The sequence below is a fragment of the Actinospineispora eucalypti genome, from assembly GCF_039543365.1.
Taxonomy (GTDB): domain Bacteria; phylum Actinomycetota; class Actinomycetes; order Mycobacteriales; family Pseudonocardiaceae; genus Pseudonocardia; species Pseudonocardia eucalypti.
The window spans coordinates 414,352-430,650 of the sequence record NZ_BAABJP010000015.1 but is presented as its reverse complement, the minus strand read 5'-3'; the positions used below and the strand labels follow the sequence as shown (position 1 = coordinate 430,650).

The 16,299-nt window shown below is 72.6% G+C and carries 15 protein-coding genes; 6 read left to right on the top strand and 9 right to left on the bottom strand.

Going from position 1 to position 16,299, the window contains the following annotated elements; translation table 11 throughout:
* Positions 1-30: 30 nt before the first annotated feature.
* Positions 31-1,386 carry an SLC13 family permease gene (locus ABEB12_RS18115; RefSeq protein WP_185059249.1) on the top strand — a complete coding sequence of 452 codons (1,356 nt, stop codon included), beginning with the start codon at positions 31-33 and terminating at the stop codon, positions 1,384-1,386.
* Between the two features lie 243 nt (positions 1,387-1,629).
* On the opposite strand, the gene ABEB12_RS18110 is transcribed toward ABEB12_RS18115, so the two are convergent.
* Complete coding sequence (locus ABEB12_RS18110) at positions 1,630-2,775, bottom strand: acyl-CoA dehydrogenase family protein (RefSeq protein WP_185059250.1); 1,146 nt, start codon at positions 2,773-2,775, stop codon at positions 1,630-1,632.
* 2 nt (positions 2,776-2,777) lie between these two features.
* Positions 2,778-3,962, bottom strand: coding sequence for a thiolase C-terminal domain-containing protein (locus ABEB12_RS18105; protein WP_185059251.1), 1,185 nt, complete (start codon positions 3,960-3,962; stop codon positions 2,778-2,780).
* Positions 3,963-4,028: 66 nt separating this feature from the next.
* Between ABEB12_RS18105 and ABEB12_RS18100 the strand changes: the two genes are divergently transcribed.
* Positions 4,029-4,628 (top strand): TetR family transcriptional regulator, encoded by a 600-nt coding sequence (locus ABEB12_RS18100; protein ID WP_185059252.1) that lies wholly within the window; start codon positions 4,029-4,031, stop codon positions 4,626-4,628.
* A gap of 47 nt (positions 4,629-4,675) precedes the next feature.
* Positions 4,676-5,251, top strand: a complete 576-nt coding sequence (locus ABEB12_RS18095; RefSeq protein WP_185059253.1) for a TMEM165/GDT1 family protein — start codon at positions 4,676-4,678, stop codon at positions 5,249-5,251.
* 6 nt (positions 5,252-5,257) lie between these two features.
* Here ABEB12_RS18095 and ABEB12_RS18090 read toward each other — a convergent pair whose 3' ends face one another.
* The 4 genes from ABEB12_RS18090 to ABEB12_RS18075 all read right to left on the bottom strand — a co-directional run bounded on the left by ABEB12_RS18090 (position 5,258) and on the right by ABEB12_RS18075 (position 10,502).
* Positions 5,258-6,562 carry an MFS transporter gene (locus tag ABEB12_RS18090; protein ID WP_185059254.1) on the bottom strand — a complete coding sequence of 435 codons (1,305 nt, stop codon included), beginning with the start codon at positions 6,560-6,562 and terminating at the stop codon, positions 5,258-5,260.
* Positions 6,559-8,178, bottom strand: a complete 1,620-nt coding sequence (locus ABEB12_RS18085) for an amidohydrolase family protein (RefSeq protein WP_185059255.1) — start codon at positions 8,176-8,178, stop codon at positions 6,559-6,561. Before ABEB12_RS18085 ends, ABEB12_RS18090 begins: the two co-directional genes overlap by 4 nt.
* 87 nt (positions 8,179-8,265) lie before the next feature.
* Positions 8,266-9,930: an urease subunit alpha gene (locus ABEB12_RS18080; protein WP_185059256.1), complete on the bottom strand. Its 1,665-nt coding sequence runs from the start codon at positions 9,928-9,930 to the stop codon at positions 8,266-8,268.
* Positions 9,927-10,502: an urease subunit gamma gene (locus tag ABEB12_RS18075; protein ID WP_185059257.1), complete on the bottom strand. Its 576-nt coding sequence runs from the start codon at positions 10,500-10,502 to the stop codon at positions 9,927-9,929. Before ABEB12_RS18075 ends, ABEB12_RS18080 begins: the two co-directional genes overlap by 4 nt.
* A gap of 74 nt (positions 10,503-10,576) precedes the next feature.
* Between ABEB12_RS18075 and ABEB12_RS18070 the strand changes: the two genes are divergently transcribed.
* Positions 10,577-11,812, top strand: a complete 1,236-nt coding sequence (locus tag ABEB12_RS18070) for a helix-turn-helix domain-containing protein (RefSeq protein ID WP_185059258.1) — start codon at positions 10,577-10,579, stop codon at positions 11,810-11,812.
* An 82-nt stretch (positions 11,813-11,894) separates the two neighbouring features.
* On the opposite strand, the gene ABEB12_RS18065 is transcribed toward ABEB12_RS18070, so the two are convergent.
* From ABEB12_RS18065 to ABEB12_RS18055, 3 genes are read right to left on the bottom strand one after another with little or no spacing between them, the layout of a single operon-like run.
* Positions 11,895-12,161, bottom strand: coding sequence for a GlsB/YeaQ/YmgE family stress response membrane protein (locus ABEB12_RS18065; RefSeq protein WP_185059259.1), 267 nt, complete (start codon positions 12,159-12,161; stop codon positions 11,895-11,897).
* A 40-nt stretch (positions 12,162-12,201) separates the two neighbouring features.
* Positions 12,202-12,930, bottom strand: a complete 729-nt coding sequence (locus ABEB12_RS18060) for a PDC sensor domain-containing protein (RefSeq protein WP_185059260.1) — start codon at positions 12,928-12,930, stop codon at positions 12,202-12,204.
* 24 nt (positions 12,931-12,954) lie between these two features.
* On the bottom strand, positions 12,955-13,707 hold the full coding sequence (locus ABEB12_RS18055) for an FCD domain-containing protein (protein WP_185059261.1): 753 nt from the start codon (positions 13,705-13,707) through the stop codon (positions 12,955-12,957).
* A gap of 95 nt (positions 13,708-13,802) precedes the next feature.
* Here ABEB12_RS18055 and ABEB12_RS18050 point away from each other — a divergent pair, with 95 nt between their 5' ends.
* Both ABEB12_RS18050 and ABEB12_RS18045 read left to right on the top strand, forming a co-directional pair.
* On the top strand, positions 13,803-15,224 hold the full coding sequence (locus ABEB12_RS18050) for an aminobutyraldehyde dehydrogenase (RefSeq protein ID WP_185059262.1): 1,422 nt from the start codon (positions 13,803-13,805) through the stop codon (positions 15,222-15,224).
* Positions 15,224-16,294 carry an ATP-binding cassette domain-containing protein gene (locus ABEB12_RS18045; protein WP_185059263.1) on the top strand — a complete coding sequence of 357 codons (1,071 nt, stop codon included), beginning with the start codon at positions 15,224-15,226 and terminating at the stop codon, positions 16,292-16,294. The genes ABEB12_RS18050 and ABEB12_RS18045 overlap by 1 nt, the downstream gene beginning before the upstream one ends.
* Positions 16,295-16,299: the final 5 nt, after the last annotated feature.

Here is a 16,299-nt window from a genome sequence, read left to right as displayed (position 1 = left end):
CCCGCCAACGTCCGCCGGGAGGAAGTCGCCGTGTCCGTCCATGTGATCGCGATCCTGCTACTGGTCGCCGCTTTCGCCCTAGCCACCCTGCTACCGATCAACCTCGGCGCGATCTGCCTGGTCGCCGCCTTCGTCGTCGGCTCGTTCGTGCTGGACGGCGCCCCGGACGACATCGCCGACAAGATATTCGCGGAGTTCCCCGGCAGCCTGTTCGTGGTGCTGGTCGGCGTCACGTTCCTGTTCGCCATCGCCAGGGCGAACGGCACGGTGGACTGGCTGGTGCACGTCGCGGTGCGCGGCGTGCGCGGGCGGATCGCACTCATCCCGTGGATCATGTTCGCCATCACCGGGGTGCTGACCTCGGTGGGCGCGGTGGTCCCGGCGGCGGTGGCGATCATCGCGCCGGTGGCGCTGAGCTTCGCGCTGCGGCACCGGATCAACCCGGTCCTGATGGGTCTTTCGGTGATCAACGGTGCCAGCGCCGGCGGGTTCTCCCCGCTGTCCATCTTCGGCGTGATCACCAACGGCGTGGTGGCCAAGAGCGGCCTGCCGGGCAGCCCGCTCACCCTGTTCCTGGGCAGCCTGATCTTCAACGTGCTGCTCAACGGCGTGGTGTTCTTCCTGTTCGGCGGGCGGGAGCTGCTCGGCCGCCAGGCCACTCCGGAACCCGCCGCGGTGGGAGCGGCGGAGGACGGGGTCGCGCCGGGCGGCGGGCCGGGCAGTGCGCGGCCGCAGACCACCGGGGCCACCGGGGCGTCCTTCGACGACGCGGCTGGAGACGTCGGCACGCTCAACCTGAACCGGGCGCTCACCCTGTTGGTGCTGGCCGCGCTGGCGGTCGGCGCGCTGGCCTTCGGCCTGGACATCGGGCTGCTGGCGATCACCGCCGCCGTGGTGCTGTCCCTGCTCGCGCCCCAGACCTACAAGGGCGCGGTGGCCCAGGTGGCCTGGCCGACCGTGCTGCTGGTCTGCGGCATCGTCACCTACGTCAACCTGATGCAGGAGATCGGCACCATCAAGTTCCTCGGCCAGCAGGTGGCGCTGATCGGCGTCCCGCTGCTGGCCGCGCTGGTGATCTGCTACATCGGCGGGGCGGTGTCCGCGTTCGCGTCCACCACCGGCATCCTCGGCGCGCTGATCCCGCTGGCCGTGCCGTTCCTGATGGCCGGCCACATCGGCGCGGTCGGCCTGATCACCGCGCTGGCCATCTCCGCCTCCGTCGTGGACTCCAGCCCGTTCTCCACCTCCGGCGCGCTGGTCGTGGCGTCCTCGCCGGAGGAGAAGCGCGACTACGTCTACCGCCGGCTGATGGCCTGGGGCTTCTCCATGGTCGCGGTCGGCCCGGTGATCACCTGGCTGGTCTTCGTGGTCCCCGGCTGGTTGTGAGGCCCGCCGGGGAGTGGCGGCGTCTCAGCGGCATCCGCGTCTCGTTGACGGTTGTGCGCGGTGCCGGTTCAAGAGATCGCTTGGACGGCGCCGGTTGGGTGGTCTTCCGCGGCTCGGGTGCCGCCGGTGGCGTTCGGTTCGCGCCCCGGGCCGCGCTCGGTTGCGCAGCGTGGCAGGGATAGCGCCACGGGACGCCTGCCCGACCGTCACCGTGCGTGGCCGAAGCGCGGGGTACTGCGCCGGTCAGAGGGTGCGGGCGATGAGTTCTTTCATGATCTCGTTGGTGCCGCCGTAGATCTGCTGGACCCGGGCGGCCGCGTACATGCGGGCGATGGGGTACTCGAGCATGTAGCCGTAGCCGCCGAAGATCTGCAGGCAGCGGCTGGTGATCTCCACCTGCTTGTCGGTGGCCAGGTACTTGGCCATCGAGGCGGTGGCCGCGTCCAGCTCGCCCCGAACGTGCGCGCCGATGCAGTGGTCGACGAACGTGCGCAGCGCGAACGCCTCGGTGCGGCACTCGGCCAGCACGAACCGGGTGTTCTGGAAGCCGAGCAGGTTCTCCCCGAACGCGGTGCGCTCCTTGGCGTAGGCGACCGCGAGGTCCACCGCGTGCTCGGCCGAGGCCACCGCGCCGACCGCGATGGCCAGCCGCTCCTGCGGCAACTGGGTCATGAGCTGCGCGAAGCCCTGGCCCTCCCGGTCGCCGAGCAGGTTGGCCACCGGCACCCGCATGTCGGTGAACGCCAGCTCGCGGGTGTCCATGCCCTTGCCGCCGATCTTCCGCAGCACCCGGCCGCGCTGGAATCCGGGCAGGTCGCGGGTCTCCGCGACGAGCAGCGAGATCCCCTTGCCACCGGGGGCGTCCCCGGTGCGCGCGACGATGATCAGCAGGTCGCAGTGGGTGCCGTTGGTGATGAACGTCTTGGACCCGTTGACCACGTAGTCCTCGCCGTCGCGGCGGGCGGTGGTGCGGATGCTCTGCAGGTCGCTGCCGGTGCCCGGTTCGGTCATCGCGATGGCGCCGACGTACTCGCCGCTGGCCAGCTTGGGCAGCCAGCGCCGCTTCTGCTCCTGGTCGGCGTAGGCGTTGACGTAGTGGGCGACGATCGTGCTGTGCACCGGGTAGGCCCAGCAGTCGTCGGCGATGCGGGCCTGCTCCTCCAGGACCACCGCCTCGTGCGCGAAGCTGCCGCCCCCGCCGCCGTACTCCTCGGGGCAGCTGATGCACAGCAGGCCCAGCTCACCGGCCCGGTTCCAGAACTCCCGGTCGACCGCGCCCTGCTCGGCCCAGCGCTCGTGGTGCGGAGCGGACTCCTTGGCCAGGAAGGTGCGCGTGAGGTCGCGCAGCTGGTCGAGCTCCTCGGTCAGCCAGGGGGATCGGTAGCTCATGCTCAGCGGACCTTCTCGTAGAGCGTGACCACGGCGGCACCGCCGAGGCCGATGTTGTGCTGCAACGCGACGTTGATGTCCTCGACCTGGCGCGGGCCGGCCTCCCCGCGCAGCTGCCAGACCAGCTCCGCGCACTGCGCCAGCCCGGTCGCGCCGAGTGGGTGGCCCTTGGAGAGCAGCCCGCCGGACGGGTTGGTCACCACCCGGCCGCCGTAGGTGTTGTCCCCGTCGGTGATGAACTTCTCCGAGGTGCCCTCGGGCGTCAGCTCCAACGCCTCGTAGCAGAGCAGCTCGTTCACGGTGAAGCAGTCGTGCAGCTCCACCACGCGGATGTCCTCCGGGGACACCCCGGCCGACTCGTAGACGCGACGGGCGGCGGCCCTGGTCATCTCGTAGCCGACCAGGTTGATCAGGTCGCCGTCGAAGCTTTCCGGGGTGTCGGTGGTCAGCTCCTGCGCGGCGATCGCCACGTCGGCGCGCAGGCCGTGCTTGCGGGCGAACTCCTCGCTCACCACCACCGCGGCCGCCGAGCCGCAGGTCGGCGGGCAGCACTGCAGGCGGGTCAGCGGCCCGTAGATGCGCGGCGAGTCGAGCACGTCCTCCACGGTCACCGGGTCGGTGAACACCGCGTACGGGTTGTTCGCGGCATGCTTGCGGGCCTTGACCGCGATCTGGGCGAACACCTTCGGGTCCATCCCGTGGCGCTCGCAGTAGGCCGCGCCGGCCCCGCCGAAGTAGCGCGGCGCCATCGGCACGGCGCCGGCGTCTCCGTCGGCCGCCGTGGACACCTCTTCGAAGCGGGTGAACGCGCTCGGCCGGTCCTCCCAGTGCGCCCTGAGGGCGCCGCGCTGCATCTGCTCGAACCCGAACGCCAGCGCGCAGTCCACCGCCCCCGACGCCACCGCCTGCCGGGCCAGGTACAGCGCCGAGGAGCCGGTGGAGCAGTTGTTGTTCACGTTGATCACCGGCACACCGGTCATGCCGACCCGGTAGAGCCCGTTCTGGCCGCAGGTCGAGTCGCCGTACACGTAGCCGGCGTAGGCCTGCCGCACCTGGTCGAGCGTGATCCCGGCGTCCCCCAGTGCCGCCCGGACCGCGCCCTCGGCCAGCACGTCGTAGGTCTCGCTCCTGCTCGGCGTGGCGAACGGCACCATGCCGACGCCCGCGACCACCGCTCGTTGGCTCATGCTGACCAACTGTACGAATGACTATCCATCTGGTCAATACACTGGGTGCGCGAGTAGGGTTACGGCATGGTCAGCGACACCACGAGCCGCTGGGCGGTGGATGGTGACCTCACCGCCAAGGCGCGCATCCGCAACGCCGCCTTCGCCCTGCACGCCGCCCAGGGCGACGCCAACACGACCCTGCGCGAGGTGGCCCAGGCCGCCGGGGTGACGCACGGCCTGGTGGTGCACCACTTCAGCAACAAGGACGGCCTGCGCCGCGCGGTCCAGCAGCACATGCTGGAGCTGCTGCGCCAGGCGCTGGACGACGTGCCGAAGGAGGGCGGCGCGGCCGAGATCGGCCGGGCCCGGGACGCCAGCGTGGCGCGGATGTACGCCGCGCACCCCTCGTACCTGCCCTACCTGCGCCGGGCACTGGTCGACCCGGCCCAGCTGGACACCGAGCTGCTCGACCTGCTGGCCGACTTCACCCTCGCCCAGGTCCGCGACCTGCGGGGCGCCGGCGTGGCCACCAGCGAGGCCCCCGAGCAGGTCCAGGCGCTGGCCATCGTCCTGCGCGAGCTGGGACCCCGCCTGCTCGAACCGATCGTCGGGCGCCTGTGGACCCACCTGACCGGTTCCACCGGTCCCGCGCCCGAGGTGGAGATCAGGCTCCGCGGCGGCTGAACCGGCTCGCGGTTGCGGTCCACCCGTCCTTAGGACATCGTCTCTGCGTGCTCACGGCAGCGGCCATCACCTTCGCGGTCGTCTTTCTCGCCGAGCTGGTCGACACCAGCGGTCTGGTGACGCTGGTTCTCAGCACCCGCTTCCCGGCCCGTTGGGTGCTGATCGGCGTCTTCGCCGGCATGGCCGTGCACGTGGTCGTCGCGGTCGCGGCCGGGAGCCTGGTCGCGCTGCTGCCCACCCGGCCGTTGGAAGCGATCCTCGCGGTGGTCTTCCTGGTCGGCGCGGTGCTGCTGCTGCGCGGGGACGACGATGACGACGAGCCGGACATCGGGGACACGCCGGCCACGATCTGGAGCGTGGTGGCGACCAGCTTCGGGGTCACCGTGCTCTCCGAGTTCGCCGACCCGACGCAGATCATCACCGCCACCATGGCCGCGCGCTACGAAAGCCCGCTCGCCGTCGGCATCGGTGCCCTGCTCGCGCTGTGGGCGGTCTCCGCGATCGCGGTGTTCGGGGGCAACCGCGTGGCCCGGGTGGTGCCGGTGCGCTGGATCACTCGGGCGACGGCGGCCATCCTGGTCGTCCTCGCCGTGCTCAGCGCGGTCGACGCCATCCGGGGCTGACCGCGCTCAGCGCACCACGGCCCGGTCCTCGCTGAGCGACACCCGGGGCGCTATCGCCCCGGAGAACGCCGTGATCAGGGCGATCCCGATGAGCAGGACCGCCGCCGACCAGGACTGGCCACCGCTGGCGGCCAGAAGCACGGTGGCCAGCAGCGGCACGAAACCGCTCACGACGCCGGCCGAGTTGGAGGACAGCGCGATGCCGCTGTAGCGCAGCTTGGCCGGGAACAGCTCGGCGAGCAGCGCCCCGGAAACCGCGTACGGGATCGACAGGCAGGCCACCGCGGCGGTCACGCCGAGCACCAGCAGGGCCGAGTTCTTGGTGTCGATCAGCCAGAACGCCGGGAACGCGACGAGCGCCGAGGCCAGCCCGCCGACCAGCGTGACCCTGGCCGCGCCGACCCGCTCGGCCACCCGGCCGAAGATCACCAGGATGAGGATCTCCACGGCCGCCGCGACCAGCGTCGCGTTCAGCGCCAGGGTCTGGGGCAGCTTGAGCGTGTTCTTCACGTAGGAGATCACGAACGCGGTGCACAGGTAGAAGCCGCCGATGCCCAGGAACGCCGCGCCCGCACCGACCAGCAGCTGCAGCCAGGCCTTGGTGACGACCTCGCGGACCGGCGCGCTGGCCAGCTCGTCCTCCTCGAGCAGCCGCTCGAACAACGGCGACTCCTCGACCCGGCGGCGCAGCCAGAGCGCGATGTAGAGCAGCGGGAACGCGGCCAGGAACGGCAGCCGCCAACCCCACGAGTCGAAGCTCTCCTTGGGCAGGTAGCCGACCGCGAGGAACGCCCCGGAGGAGAGCAGGGTGCCGATCGGCGAACCGATCTGCGGCATGGCCGCGTACCGGCCCCGCCGCTCGATCGGCGCGTGCTCCACGGCGAGGGTCACCGCGCCGCCCCACTCGCCGCCCACCGCGATGCCCTGCAACAGCCGCAGCAGGGTGAGCAGGATCGGCGCCGCCACCCCGATGGAGAAGTAGCTGGGCAGCAGGCCGATCAACCCGGTGACCAGGCCGATCATCGTCACCGTGATGATCAGGCAGCGGCGCCGGCCGATCCGGTCGCCCAGGTGGCCGAAGATCACCGCGCCGAGCGGCCGGGCGGCGAACCCGACCGCGAACGTGGCGAACGCGGCGGCGGTGGCCACCACGATGTCCTTGCTGGTGAAGAACTGGGTGTTGAACACCAGCGAGACGGCAGCACTGAAGAGGAAGAAGTCGTACCACTCCAGTGCGGTGCCGACGAATGCGCCGAACGCGACCTTGCGGGCGTCGGCATCGGTGACGGTGACGGACTCGTTCGTGGTCATAGCTCGCTCCCGTGGGTGCGCTGCCCGCCGAGGTAGGTGGCGAGCACGTCGATGGCGCCGATGCGGTCGGGCGGTACGGCGGTGGGGTCATCACCGAGCAGGACGAAGTCGGCCAGCTTGCCCGGGGTGAGGCTTCCGCGCACCCCTTCCTCGCCGGCGATCCAGGCCGCGTCCAGGGTGTACGCGCGCAGCGCGGTGGCCGCGTCCACCCGTTCGTCCGGGCCGAGCACCGCCCCGCTCGACGTGCGGCGGAGCACCATGGACTGCATGCCGAGCAGGGGCGCCCCGGCGGCCACCGGGCGGTCCGAGCTGCCCGGCACCCGCAGCCCGGCGCGCAGGAAGCTGGCGTGCCGGTAGAGCTGATCCGCCCGGGACGGGCCGACCGCCTCGGCCATGGTGTCGCCGATCTCGTACAGGAACCGGGCCTGCGGCACGGGCGTCACGCCCAGCGCGGCCATCCGGGCGATCTGGTCCGGCGAGGTGACCGCCGCGTGCTCGATCCGGTGCCGTTTGTCGGGCCCGGGGTGCGCCCGGTGGGCCTGGTCGAAGATGTCCAGCGCGAGATCCACCGCCCGGTCGCCGATGGCGTGCGCGGCCACCCGCCAGCCGGTGGCGTGCGCGGCGACGATGCGTTCCCGCAGCACGTCGGCGTCGTCCTGCAGGTAACCGTGCGAGTGCCGGTCGCAGAACGGCGCCAGCATGGCCGCCGTGCGGGCCACCAGCGAGCCGTCCAGGAAGATCTTCACCGGGCCGATCCGCACCCGGTCGTCGCCGAACCCGGTGCACACGCCCAGGTCCAGGCCGAACGGCTCCCCTTCCGTGGCATGCCCGCGCACGGGGTGCAGCGCGTCCATGGTGGGCATCAGCTGCACCCGCACGTTGAGCCCGCCCGACGCCCGCGCCCGCTGGTAGGCGGCCAGCTCCAGCGGCGAGCGGCCGACCCAGCCGGCGCCGATGCCGCACTCGGTGACGTGGGTGAGGCCCTGCGCGGCGTACACCGCCGACGCCTTGCCGATGGCCCGGGCCAGGTCCTCGGTGGGGAAGGGCACGAGCAGCGTGTTGACCAGGTTCTGCGCCTGCTCCTCCAGGGTGCCGGTGGGGTCGCCGGTCTCGTCCCGGACGACCACGCCGCCCTTCGGCACCTCGGCCGAGCCGTTCAGGACGCCCAGCCGGTCGAGGACCGGGGAGTTCACCGTGGTGACGTGCCCGGAGCGGTGCTTGAGCACCACCGGGCGGCCCCCGGCGGCCCGGTCCAGCTGGGTCCGGTGCGGGTGGCCGCCGATCGCGGAGTGGTCGTAGCCGGCGCCGATCACGAACTCGTCCGGCCCGAGCCGGGCCGCGCGCTCGGCCACCCGGGCGTACAGCGTGTCCAGGTCGGAAAGCCCGGTCAGGTCCACCTCGTCCAGGCTCTGCCCGTACCAGGCCATGTGGTTATGGGCGTCGCCGAACCCGGGCACCAGGGTGGCGCCCTGGGCGTCGATCTCCCGTTCCCCGTGCAGGCGGTCGGGGTCCAGGGCGAACACCCGGCCGTGGTGCACGGCCAGGGTGTGGGCGCGCGGGTGCGCGTCGTCCATGGTGTGCACAGCCGCGTTACGGATGACGAGATCGACTTTCATCCCGGACCTCCCGACTGCTGAAGTGACTGAATCAACGTGCTCAAGTGACTGAATCAACGTGCTCAAGTGACTGAATCGGCGTGGTGGTTACCCCAGGTGGTGGAGGCGGGTGAGGGGGAGATTGTGGGCGTGGTGGAGGGGGATCTCCTGGCCGTCCACGCGGACCGGGGTCGGCTCGCCGGCCAGCTCGACGTGGGGTGTGGCGGTGTTGTGCAGCATGTCCGCGCAGGTCAGGCCGCGGGCGTCGGCGATGGGTGAGTAGTTGCGGCCGGCCGGGAGGCCGGCGCGCTCGGCGTGGGCCGAGACGAACACGTGGGACAGCCGGGCCGGGGCACCGCCCAGCCCGCCGTAGAACGGCAGCATCCGGCGCGGCTGGGTGAGCCGGGTGGAGCCGGACCCCGAGCCGGCGTTGCCCCAGGCCACGAAGCCGGACTTGATCACCAGCTCGGGCTGCGCCCCGAACCAGGCCGGTTGCCAGAGCACGATGTCGGCCAGCTTGCCCGGTGTTATGGAGCCGACGTGGGACGCCAGGCCGTGGGCCACCGCCGGGTTGTGGGTGAGCTTGGCCAGGTAGCGCAGCACGCGGGCGTTGTTGGCGAAGTCCGGGCCGACCTCGCCGGCCAGTCCGGCCTGCACGTGCGCCAGCTGCCAGGCGCGGCGGGCGGTCTCGGCCATCCGGCCCATGCCCAGTGAGTCGGAGTTGATGATGCTGATCGCGCCCTGGTCGTGCAGCCGGTTCTCCGCCGAGATGGCGTGCTCGCGGATCCGGCTGGCCGCGATGCCCGCGTCGCTGGGCACGTGGGCGTGCCCCCGGTGCACGGTGAGGGTCATCGGGTGCAGCTCGGCGATGGTGGCGGGGGTGAGCGGCAGCGTCGGGGTGGTCGAGCTGGTGAGCACGTTCGGCCGGGAGACGATGCCGAGCAGGTCGGGGTGCCCGCCGCCGCCCTCCACGTGGTACGCGTGCACCGTCCGCCCGCCCACCGCGTCCAGGGTGTCGGCCAGGTAGCCGGACTCGTTCAGCGTGTCGGTGTGCAGCGCCACCGGCAGGTCGGCCTGCTCGGCGACGGCCAAGCAGGTGTCGATCACCGGCGGGGTGGCGCCCCAGTCCTCGTGGATCTTGTAACCCCCGCAGCCGGCTTCCACGGCGGTCTCCAGCAGTGCGGTGGACGTGGTGGAGCCCCGGGCCAGGAACGCCGCGTTGATCGGGATGTGCGCCCAGGACTCGATCAGCGTGTGCAGGTTGTACCGGGGGTTGGCGCCCACGTCCCACACCCCGCCGATGCCCATGCCGACCACCGTCGTCACCCCGGTGGAGAGCCCGGCGGCCGCCAGCTCCGCGTTGGAAAGGTGCACGTGCGAGTCCACGATGCCCGGCGTGGCGATCAGCCCCTCGCCGGTGATCATCGCGGTGTGCGCGTCCACCTCGAGCTCGACGCCCCGCTGCACGTCGGGGTTGCCGGCCCGGCCGACGCCGACCACCCGGCCGTCCTTGATGCCGATGTTGGTCTTGCGCACGCCCAGCACCGGGTCCAGCAGGAGCACGCCCAGGATGATCATGTCCAGCTTGGAGTCCCGGCCGGCGGCCGCGCTGACCAGTGCGCCGTGCCGGGCCGTCTTGCCGCAGCCGCCGAGCAGCTCCTCGCCCGGCTCGGTGTCGTCGTGCTCGACCTCCACCCACAGGTCGGTGTCGGCCAGCCGGACCCGGTCGCCGGTGGTCGGTCCGTACAGCCGGGCGTACTCGGCGCGCTTCATTCGGTCCCCAGTCTCACTACCGGGACCTGGCGCGCGCTGTCCGGCTCGATGCGCAGCGCGGTGCCGGCGGCCAGGTCCAGCCGGAACCGCGCCGGCTCGGCCAGTTCGACCGCCAGTGCCGGGTTGAGCTTGTCCAGCGGGACGTGCGAGGACACCCAGATGGGCAGGGTGCCGGTGTTGCGCAGCACCGCCGTGGCCCGTTCCCGGCCGGGGGCCAGCTCGATCTCGCCGTCATCGGTCCGCACCGCCCCGGGGCCGTCCGGGCGGGTGGTGCCGAACGGGGCGGTCACGTGCACCAGGACGCTGCCGTACGGGAACAGCGCCTCCACCTGCAACGACGGCACCGCCTCCGGCACGCCGTCGATGAGCTGCTCGGGCTTCACCAGCCGCCGGGCGCGGTCCACGATCTCGTCGTAGGGCCGGTCGTCCCAGGCCAGCTCGCAGATCTCGTCGCAGACCAGCGCGATCGCCTCCGGCGCGCCCAGCCGTGCGCCCCGGGCCAGCCGGCGCCGGGCCAGATCGGCTCCGCTGTGCAGCAGCAGGCGCTCCCGCTCGCGTGGCGTCAGGTGCATCGGCACAGCATTCGCGGGATGTGCGCCGGATTCAAGGCCGTCGGCCCACGAGATGCGCGTTATAGATTGTGCATATGCCCAGTGATAACTCGGACAGGTGGTTGGCCCTGGTCGGCCGGCTGCGCGACGACGCGGACGTGCTGGTCGCCGAGTTCACCGCCCGGGTGCGGGCGATCGGCCCGTACCGCCGGGGCGTGGTGCCCACCGAGCGCCTGGTCGCCGACGCCGACCTCACCTTCCAGTACCTGCTGCGCCGGCTGGCCGGTCGCCCGGTGCCGGACTGGCTGGACGGCATCGGGCCGGCCATCGGCCGGGACCGGGCGCGCCGGGGTGTGCCGCTGAACGACCTGCTCACCGCCGTGCGGCTGGACTTCCGGGTGCTGTGGGCGGCCCTGCGGGAGCGCGCCGCGCCGGCGGACGAGCCACTGCTGGTGGCCCGGGTGGAGAGCGTGTGGCAGGCGGTGGAGGAGTACACCACGCAGATCCAGCTGGCATACCAGGCCGAGGCGGCGCTGCTGGCCCGGGAACGGCAGGGCGAGCGGACCATGCTGGTCGCCGCGCTGCTGAGCAGCGCCGATCCGTCGCCGGAGCAGATCGCCACGGTGGCCGTCGCACTGGGCGTGGACACCCGGGACAGCCTGCTGGTCGCGGCCGCGCGCAACGACCCGGGGGAGGGCGGCCGGCGGCTGCGCCAGGCGGCGGACCGGCTGGGCGCGGACGGCCGCCCGGTGCACGTCCAGTCCACCGGACCGCACAGCGTGCTGCTGGCCCGCTGGGAGGGCGGAGTGGGTGCGCCGGTGCGGGCCGCGCTGGCCGGTGTGCCGTGCGGCGTCGGCCCGATCGCCCGGGGGTTGGCCGCGCTGCCCCGCTGCGCCCGGCTGGCCTGCGAGATCGTCGACCTGTTCGGCGACCCGGAACCGGACCCCGGCGCGGCGGCCGGCGGCGAGCCCGGACGCGACGGCCGCCCCGGACTGGACGGCCGGGTCGGGCTGGACGGCCCGGTGGAGCTGGCGGACAGCTGGGTCCCGCTGGCCGCCGCCCGGTTGGCGGATGCCCGGGGCGACCTGGTCGACTCGGTCCTCGGGGGCCTCGCCGAAATCTCCGACAGCGAGCGCGCCCGCCTACTGGAGACCGTCCGCCACTACGCCGCCCGCGGCGTAATCGGCGAGGTCGCCACCCGCATGTACTGCCACCGCAACACCGTCCTGAACCGCCTCCGCCGCTTCGCCGACCTAACCGCGCACGACCCCACGGTGCCGGCGGAGGCGGCCACCATCCTCCTGGCCCTCCGCGCCGCGTCCCAGCCGTAGGGCTGGCCGGCACCCACCGTTCGGCGCTGGCACACGTACCGCGGCTCGTGTGCCAGCGCCAGAACGTGTGTGCGAGCCGAACTCAACGACGGGTCTTGCGGCCGGTCACCTTGTTGTAGATGACCAGGACGATGATCGCGCCGATGATGGAGCCGATGAAGCCGGCGGGGTGGAAGCCGCGCAGGCCGGCGGTGAACAGGCCGAACAGGAAGCCGCCGACCACCGAGCCGACGACGCCCAGCACGATCGTGCGGAGGATGCCGATGTCGTCCTTGCCCGGCACCACCGCGCGCGCGATGAAACCGGCCACCAGACCCAGGACGATCCAACCGACAATGGTCCAGAACATGCGGTCACCACTTTCGTTCCACGTGAGGGGGAATTCCAGCCTACGCGGTGATCAGCAATGCGATGGGCGCCTCGCCGCAGCGGCGGATCATGGCGTCCGGGCGGGCCAGTGACTCCCGGCCGGAGCTCCACCAGGCCGGGATGTCCGGCTCGCGGACCAGGGAGCCGGTGGGCTGCCGGGCCGACGCGGAAACGATCACCCGGCCCTGGGCGTTGACCAGCGCGGCCCGTCCGGAGCCGGAGCCGGAGCCGGTGACCAGCGCCCGCAGTCCCGGCGCCACCACCCGCTCGAACTCGGCCACGAACACGTCCGCCCCGACCACCCCGTCGAACGACCGCCGGCCGCGCACCGGGACGGTGAAGGTGAGCGTGTACTCGTCGGTGCACAGGTAGTCCACGTACGGGCCGGTGATGTGCCGGTGCCCGGTGTCCCGGGGGACGGTGAACCAGGACTGCCGGGTGTAGTCCAGGAAGTGGTCGCTGGCCGGGTCCAGGCTGATGAACAGCTGGCTGGGCCGGCCCTCGATCGCGGTGGTCCACCACTCGAAGCCGAACTCCTGGTCGGCCAGTGCGCGCGGGGCGGCGATGAAGCCGGCGCCGACCACCAGGCCACCCAGCGTGCCGAGCACCTCGGGGCGCAGCCGGTGCAGGTCGGCGCTGGTGGCGGACTCGGCGAGCAGTTCCTCGGCGGCGCCGAGCAGTGGCTTGAGCCGGTCGAAGACGTCTTCGACGATGCCCGCCACCTGGTCGACGACATCGGTTGCGTCCATGCTGCTCACCTCGGAGAAACCAGCCTAGAGCTGGTGGTCTATTAGCGACAGGTGCAACTCGGCCAACCGGTCGACGGCGTCCAGGATGTGCCGCTCGGTGAGCCGCCGGGCCCGCTCGCCGTCGCCGGCCGCGATGGCGGCGATGATCTCGAGGTGCTCGGCGTGGGACCGGTCCGCGTGCTCCGGTGAGGCGTCCAGCGGCAGCCAGAGCAGGCCGCCCTGCTCGCCCTGCAGCGCCGCCTCCTCCTTGGTCAGCCGGGTGGACTGGCCGGCCGCGGCCACCTCCAGGTGGAAGTGCCGCTCGGCGCGGGCCGCCGCGCCCAGCCCGTGTGCCAGGCCTGGGCGGCAGGCCAGCTCCAGGCGCTCCAGGTCCTCGCCGGAGGCGCGCTCGGCGGCCAGCTTGGCGGCGGTGCCGGCCACCGCGGTGTAGTGGTCGCCGATGTCGCGCAGCTCGGCCAGGGACAGTGCGCGCACCCGGTCCCGGTAGGGCGCGGCGCCCTGCGCGAGGGGGGCGCGCACGAAACTGCCGCCGCCCCGGCCCCTCCGGGTCTCCACCAGGCCCAGCTGGCGCAGCGCGACCAGCGCCTCCCGCACGGTCACCGTGGCCACGCCGAACCGGCCGGCCAGCTCGGTCTCGCTGGGCAGCTGCTCGTCGTCGTGCAGCAGGCCGAGGGTGATCGCGTCGGCCAGCCGCCGGGTCACCGTCTCGGCCCGCCGGGTCTGGTCCAGCGGGGCGAACAGCGCGGAGCGGGCGCCGTGCGAGATCCGCTGGGTCATGCCCGGAGTCTAGCGCCATTGTCATATGACATCTGGTCTTATATGTTTAACGACCTGAGGTGTCCGGGGTCACACCGGCAGTAAGGGGTAAGGACGTGCGGGAGTTCAACCACTTCGTCGACGGCGAACACGTGGAGTCCAAGTCCGGGGAGCGGGCGGACATCGTCGACCCGGTGACCGGCCAGCCGTACGCCACCGCGCCGGTGGGCGGGCCGGAGGACGTGGACCGCGCGCTGCGCGCGGCGCGGGCGGCCTTCGTCAAGCAGAGGGAGACCACCCCGGCGGAACGCCAGCTGGCCCTGCTGCGCATCGCCGACGCGGTGGAGGCGCGGGCCGAGGAGCTGGTCCGGGTGGAGTCGGCGGACACCGGCAAGCCGCTGGCGCTCACCGCGGCCGAGGAGATGCCGATGGTGCTGGACGCGCTGCGCTTCTTCGCCGGTGCCGCCCGGGTGCTGGAGGGCCGCGCGGCCGGCGAGTACCTGGCCGGGCACACCTCGTTCGTGCGGCGCGAGCCGGTGGGGGTGTGTGCCCAGGTCACGCCGTGGAACTACCCGCTGCTCATGGCGATCTGGAAGATCGCGCCCGCGCTGGCTGCCGGGAACACCATCGTGCTCAAGCCGTCGGACACCACGCCGGCCTCCACCCTGCTGCTGGCCGAGATCTGCGCCGAGTTCCTGGCGCCGGGGGTGCTGAACGTGGTCTGCGGGGACCGGGACACCGGGCGCGCACTGGTCGCGCACGAGATCCCGGCCATGGTGTCCATCACCGGGTCGGTGCGAGCCGGCGTGGAGGTGGCCGGCGCGGCGGCGGCCGACGTGAAGCGGGTGCACCTGGAGCTGGGCGGGAAGGCACCGGTGATCGTCTTCCCGGACGCCGACCTGGGCGCGGCGGCCGAGGCGATCGCCACCGCCGGCTACTTCAACGGCGGCCAGGACTGCACGGCGGCCACCCGGGTGCTGGTCGCCGGCGGGGCGCACGAGGAGTTCGCCGCCGCGCTGGGCGAGCAGGCCCGGGCCACCCGCACCGGCCCGCCGGACGACGAGGACGTGCTCTACGGGCCGCTGAACAACGCCAACCAGCTGGCCCGGGTGAGCGGGTTCGTGGACCGGCTGCCCGACCACGCCGACCTGCTGGCCGGCGGCGCCCGGGTCGGCGACCGGGGCTACTTCTACGCGCCGACGGTGGTCGGCGGCGTGCGCCAGGACGACGAGATCATCCAGAACGAGGTGTTCGGCCCGGTGATCACCGTGCAGCGGTTCGACGCCGAGGAACAGGCCCTGGAGGCGGCGAACGGCGTGCCGTACGGCCTGGCCTCCTCGGTGTGGACCCGCGACCACGCCCGGGCGATGCGCTGCGCGGCCAAGCTGGACTTCGGCTGCGTGTGGATCAACACCCACATCCCGCTGGTGGCCGAGATGCCGCACGGCGGGTTCAAGCACTCCGGCTACGGCAAGGACCTGTCCATGTACGGCCTGGAGGACTACACCCGCGTCAAGCACGTGATGAGCGCCCACTGATGCCCAACCAGGCCACCCCGCTGCCGACCGAGGCGCCGCCCGCCACAGGAGAGCCGGCGATCCGGCTGCGCGGGCTGCGCAAGGAGTTCGGCCCGGTGCGCGCGGTGGACGGGGTGGACCTGGACATCGGCGCCGGCGAGTTCTTCGCCATGCTCGGCCCTTCCGGCTCGGGCAAGACCACGGTGCTGCGCACGATCGCCGGCTTCGAGCTGCCCACCGCCGGCACGGTCGAGCTGGCCGGCGCGGACGTCACCCACCTGCCGCCGTTCCGGCGGGACGTGAACACGGTGTTCCAGGACTACGCACTGTTCCCGCACATGACCGCGGGCCAGAACGTGGAGTACGGGCTGCGGGTGAAGCGGGTGCCCAAGGCGCGGCGCCGGGAGCGCGCGCTGGAGGCGCTGGACACCGTGCGCCTAGCCGGCTACGCGGGCCGCTCGCCGGCGCAGCTGTCCGGCGGGCAGCGGCAGCGGGTGGCGCTGGCCCGCGCGCTGGTCAACCGGCCGAAGGTGCTGCTGCTGGACGAGCCGCTCGGCGCGCTGGACCTGAAGCTGCGGCTGGACATGCAGACCGAGCTGAAGCAGATCCAGCGGGACGTGGGCATCACCTTCGTGTTCGTCACCCACGACCAGGACGAGGCGCTCACCATGAGCGACCGGATCGCGGTGTTCAACGCCGGCCGGATCGAGCAGGTCGGCACGCCCCGCGAGGTCTACGAGCGGCCGCGCAGCGCGTTCGTCGCCGGCTTCGTCGGCACCTCCAACCTGCTGTCCGGGCGGGCGGCCGAGGCGGTGCTGGGCCGGCCCGGGGTGTTCAGCATCCGGCCGGAGAAGATCCGGCTGGACGGCGATCTGGGGCGAGAGGCGCCGGACGGGGAGATCGCCGCCACCGGCACCGTGGCCAACTCGGTGTATGCCGGCGCGACGGTGCGCTACGAGGTGGCGCTGGACGCCGGCGGACAGCTGGCCGTGCTGGTGCCCAACCACACCGACCAGGGTTTCCGGGCGGCCGGCCGGGTCCGGCTGACCTGGCGCAAGGAGCACGGCTTCCGGGTGCCGGAAGCGACCTAGCGCGG

Coding starts and splice junctions, on each gene's coding strand:
- ABEB12_RS18110 (WP_185059250.1), bottom strand. CDS start 2,775: ATGAGCTACCGATCCCCCTGGCTGACCGAGGAGCTCGACCAGCTGCGC.
- ABEB12_RS18065 (WP_185059259.1), bottom strand. CDS start 12,161: ATGTTCTGGACCATTGTCGGTTGGATCGTCCTGGGTCTGGTGGCCGGT.
- ABEB12_RS18075 (WP_185059257.1), bottom strand. CDS start 10,502: ATGCACCTGACGCCACGCGAGCGGGAGCGCCTGCTGCTGCACAGCGGA.
- ABEB12_RS18060 (WP_185059260.1), bottom strand. CDS start 12,930: ATGGACGCAACCGATGTCGTCGACCAGGTGGCGGGCATCGTCGAAGAC.
- ABEB12_RS18085 (WP_185059255.1), bottom strand. CDS start 8,178: ATGAAAGTCGATCTCGTCATCCGTAACGCGGCTGTGCACACCATGGAC.
- ABEB12_RS18100 (WP_185059252.1), top strand. CDS start 4,029: ATGGTCAGCGACACCACGAGCCGCTGGGCGGTGGATGGTGACCTCACC.
- ABEB12_RS18045 (WP_185059263.1), top strand. CDS start 15,224: ATGCCCAACCAGGCCACCCCGCTGCCGACCGAGGCGCCGCCCGCCACA.
- ABEB12_RS18080 (WP_185059256.1), bottom strand. CDS start 9,930: ATGAAGCGCGCCGAGTACGCCCGGCTGTACGGACCGACCACCGGCGAC.
- ABEB12_RS18070 (WP_185059258.1), top strand. CDS start 10,577: ATGCCCAGTGATAACTCGGACAGGTGGTTGGCCCTGGTCGGCCGGCTG.
- ABEB12_RS18090 (WP_185059254.1), bottom strand. CDS start 6,562: ATGACCACGAACGAGTCCGTCACCGTCACCGATGCCGACGCCCGCAAG.
- ABEB12_RS18105 (WP_185059251.1), bottom strand. CDS start 3,962: ATGAGCCAACGAGCGGTGGTCGCGGGCGTCGGCATGGTGCCGTTCGCC.
- ABEB12_RS18055 (WP_185059261.1), bottom strand. CDS start 13,707: ATGACCCAGCGGATCTCGCACGGCGCCCGCTCCGCGCTGTTCGCCCCG.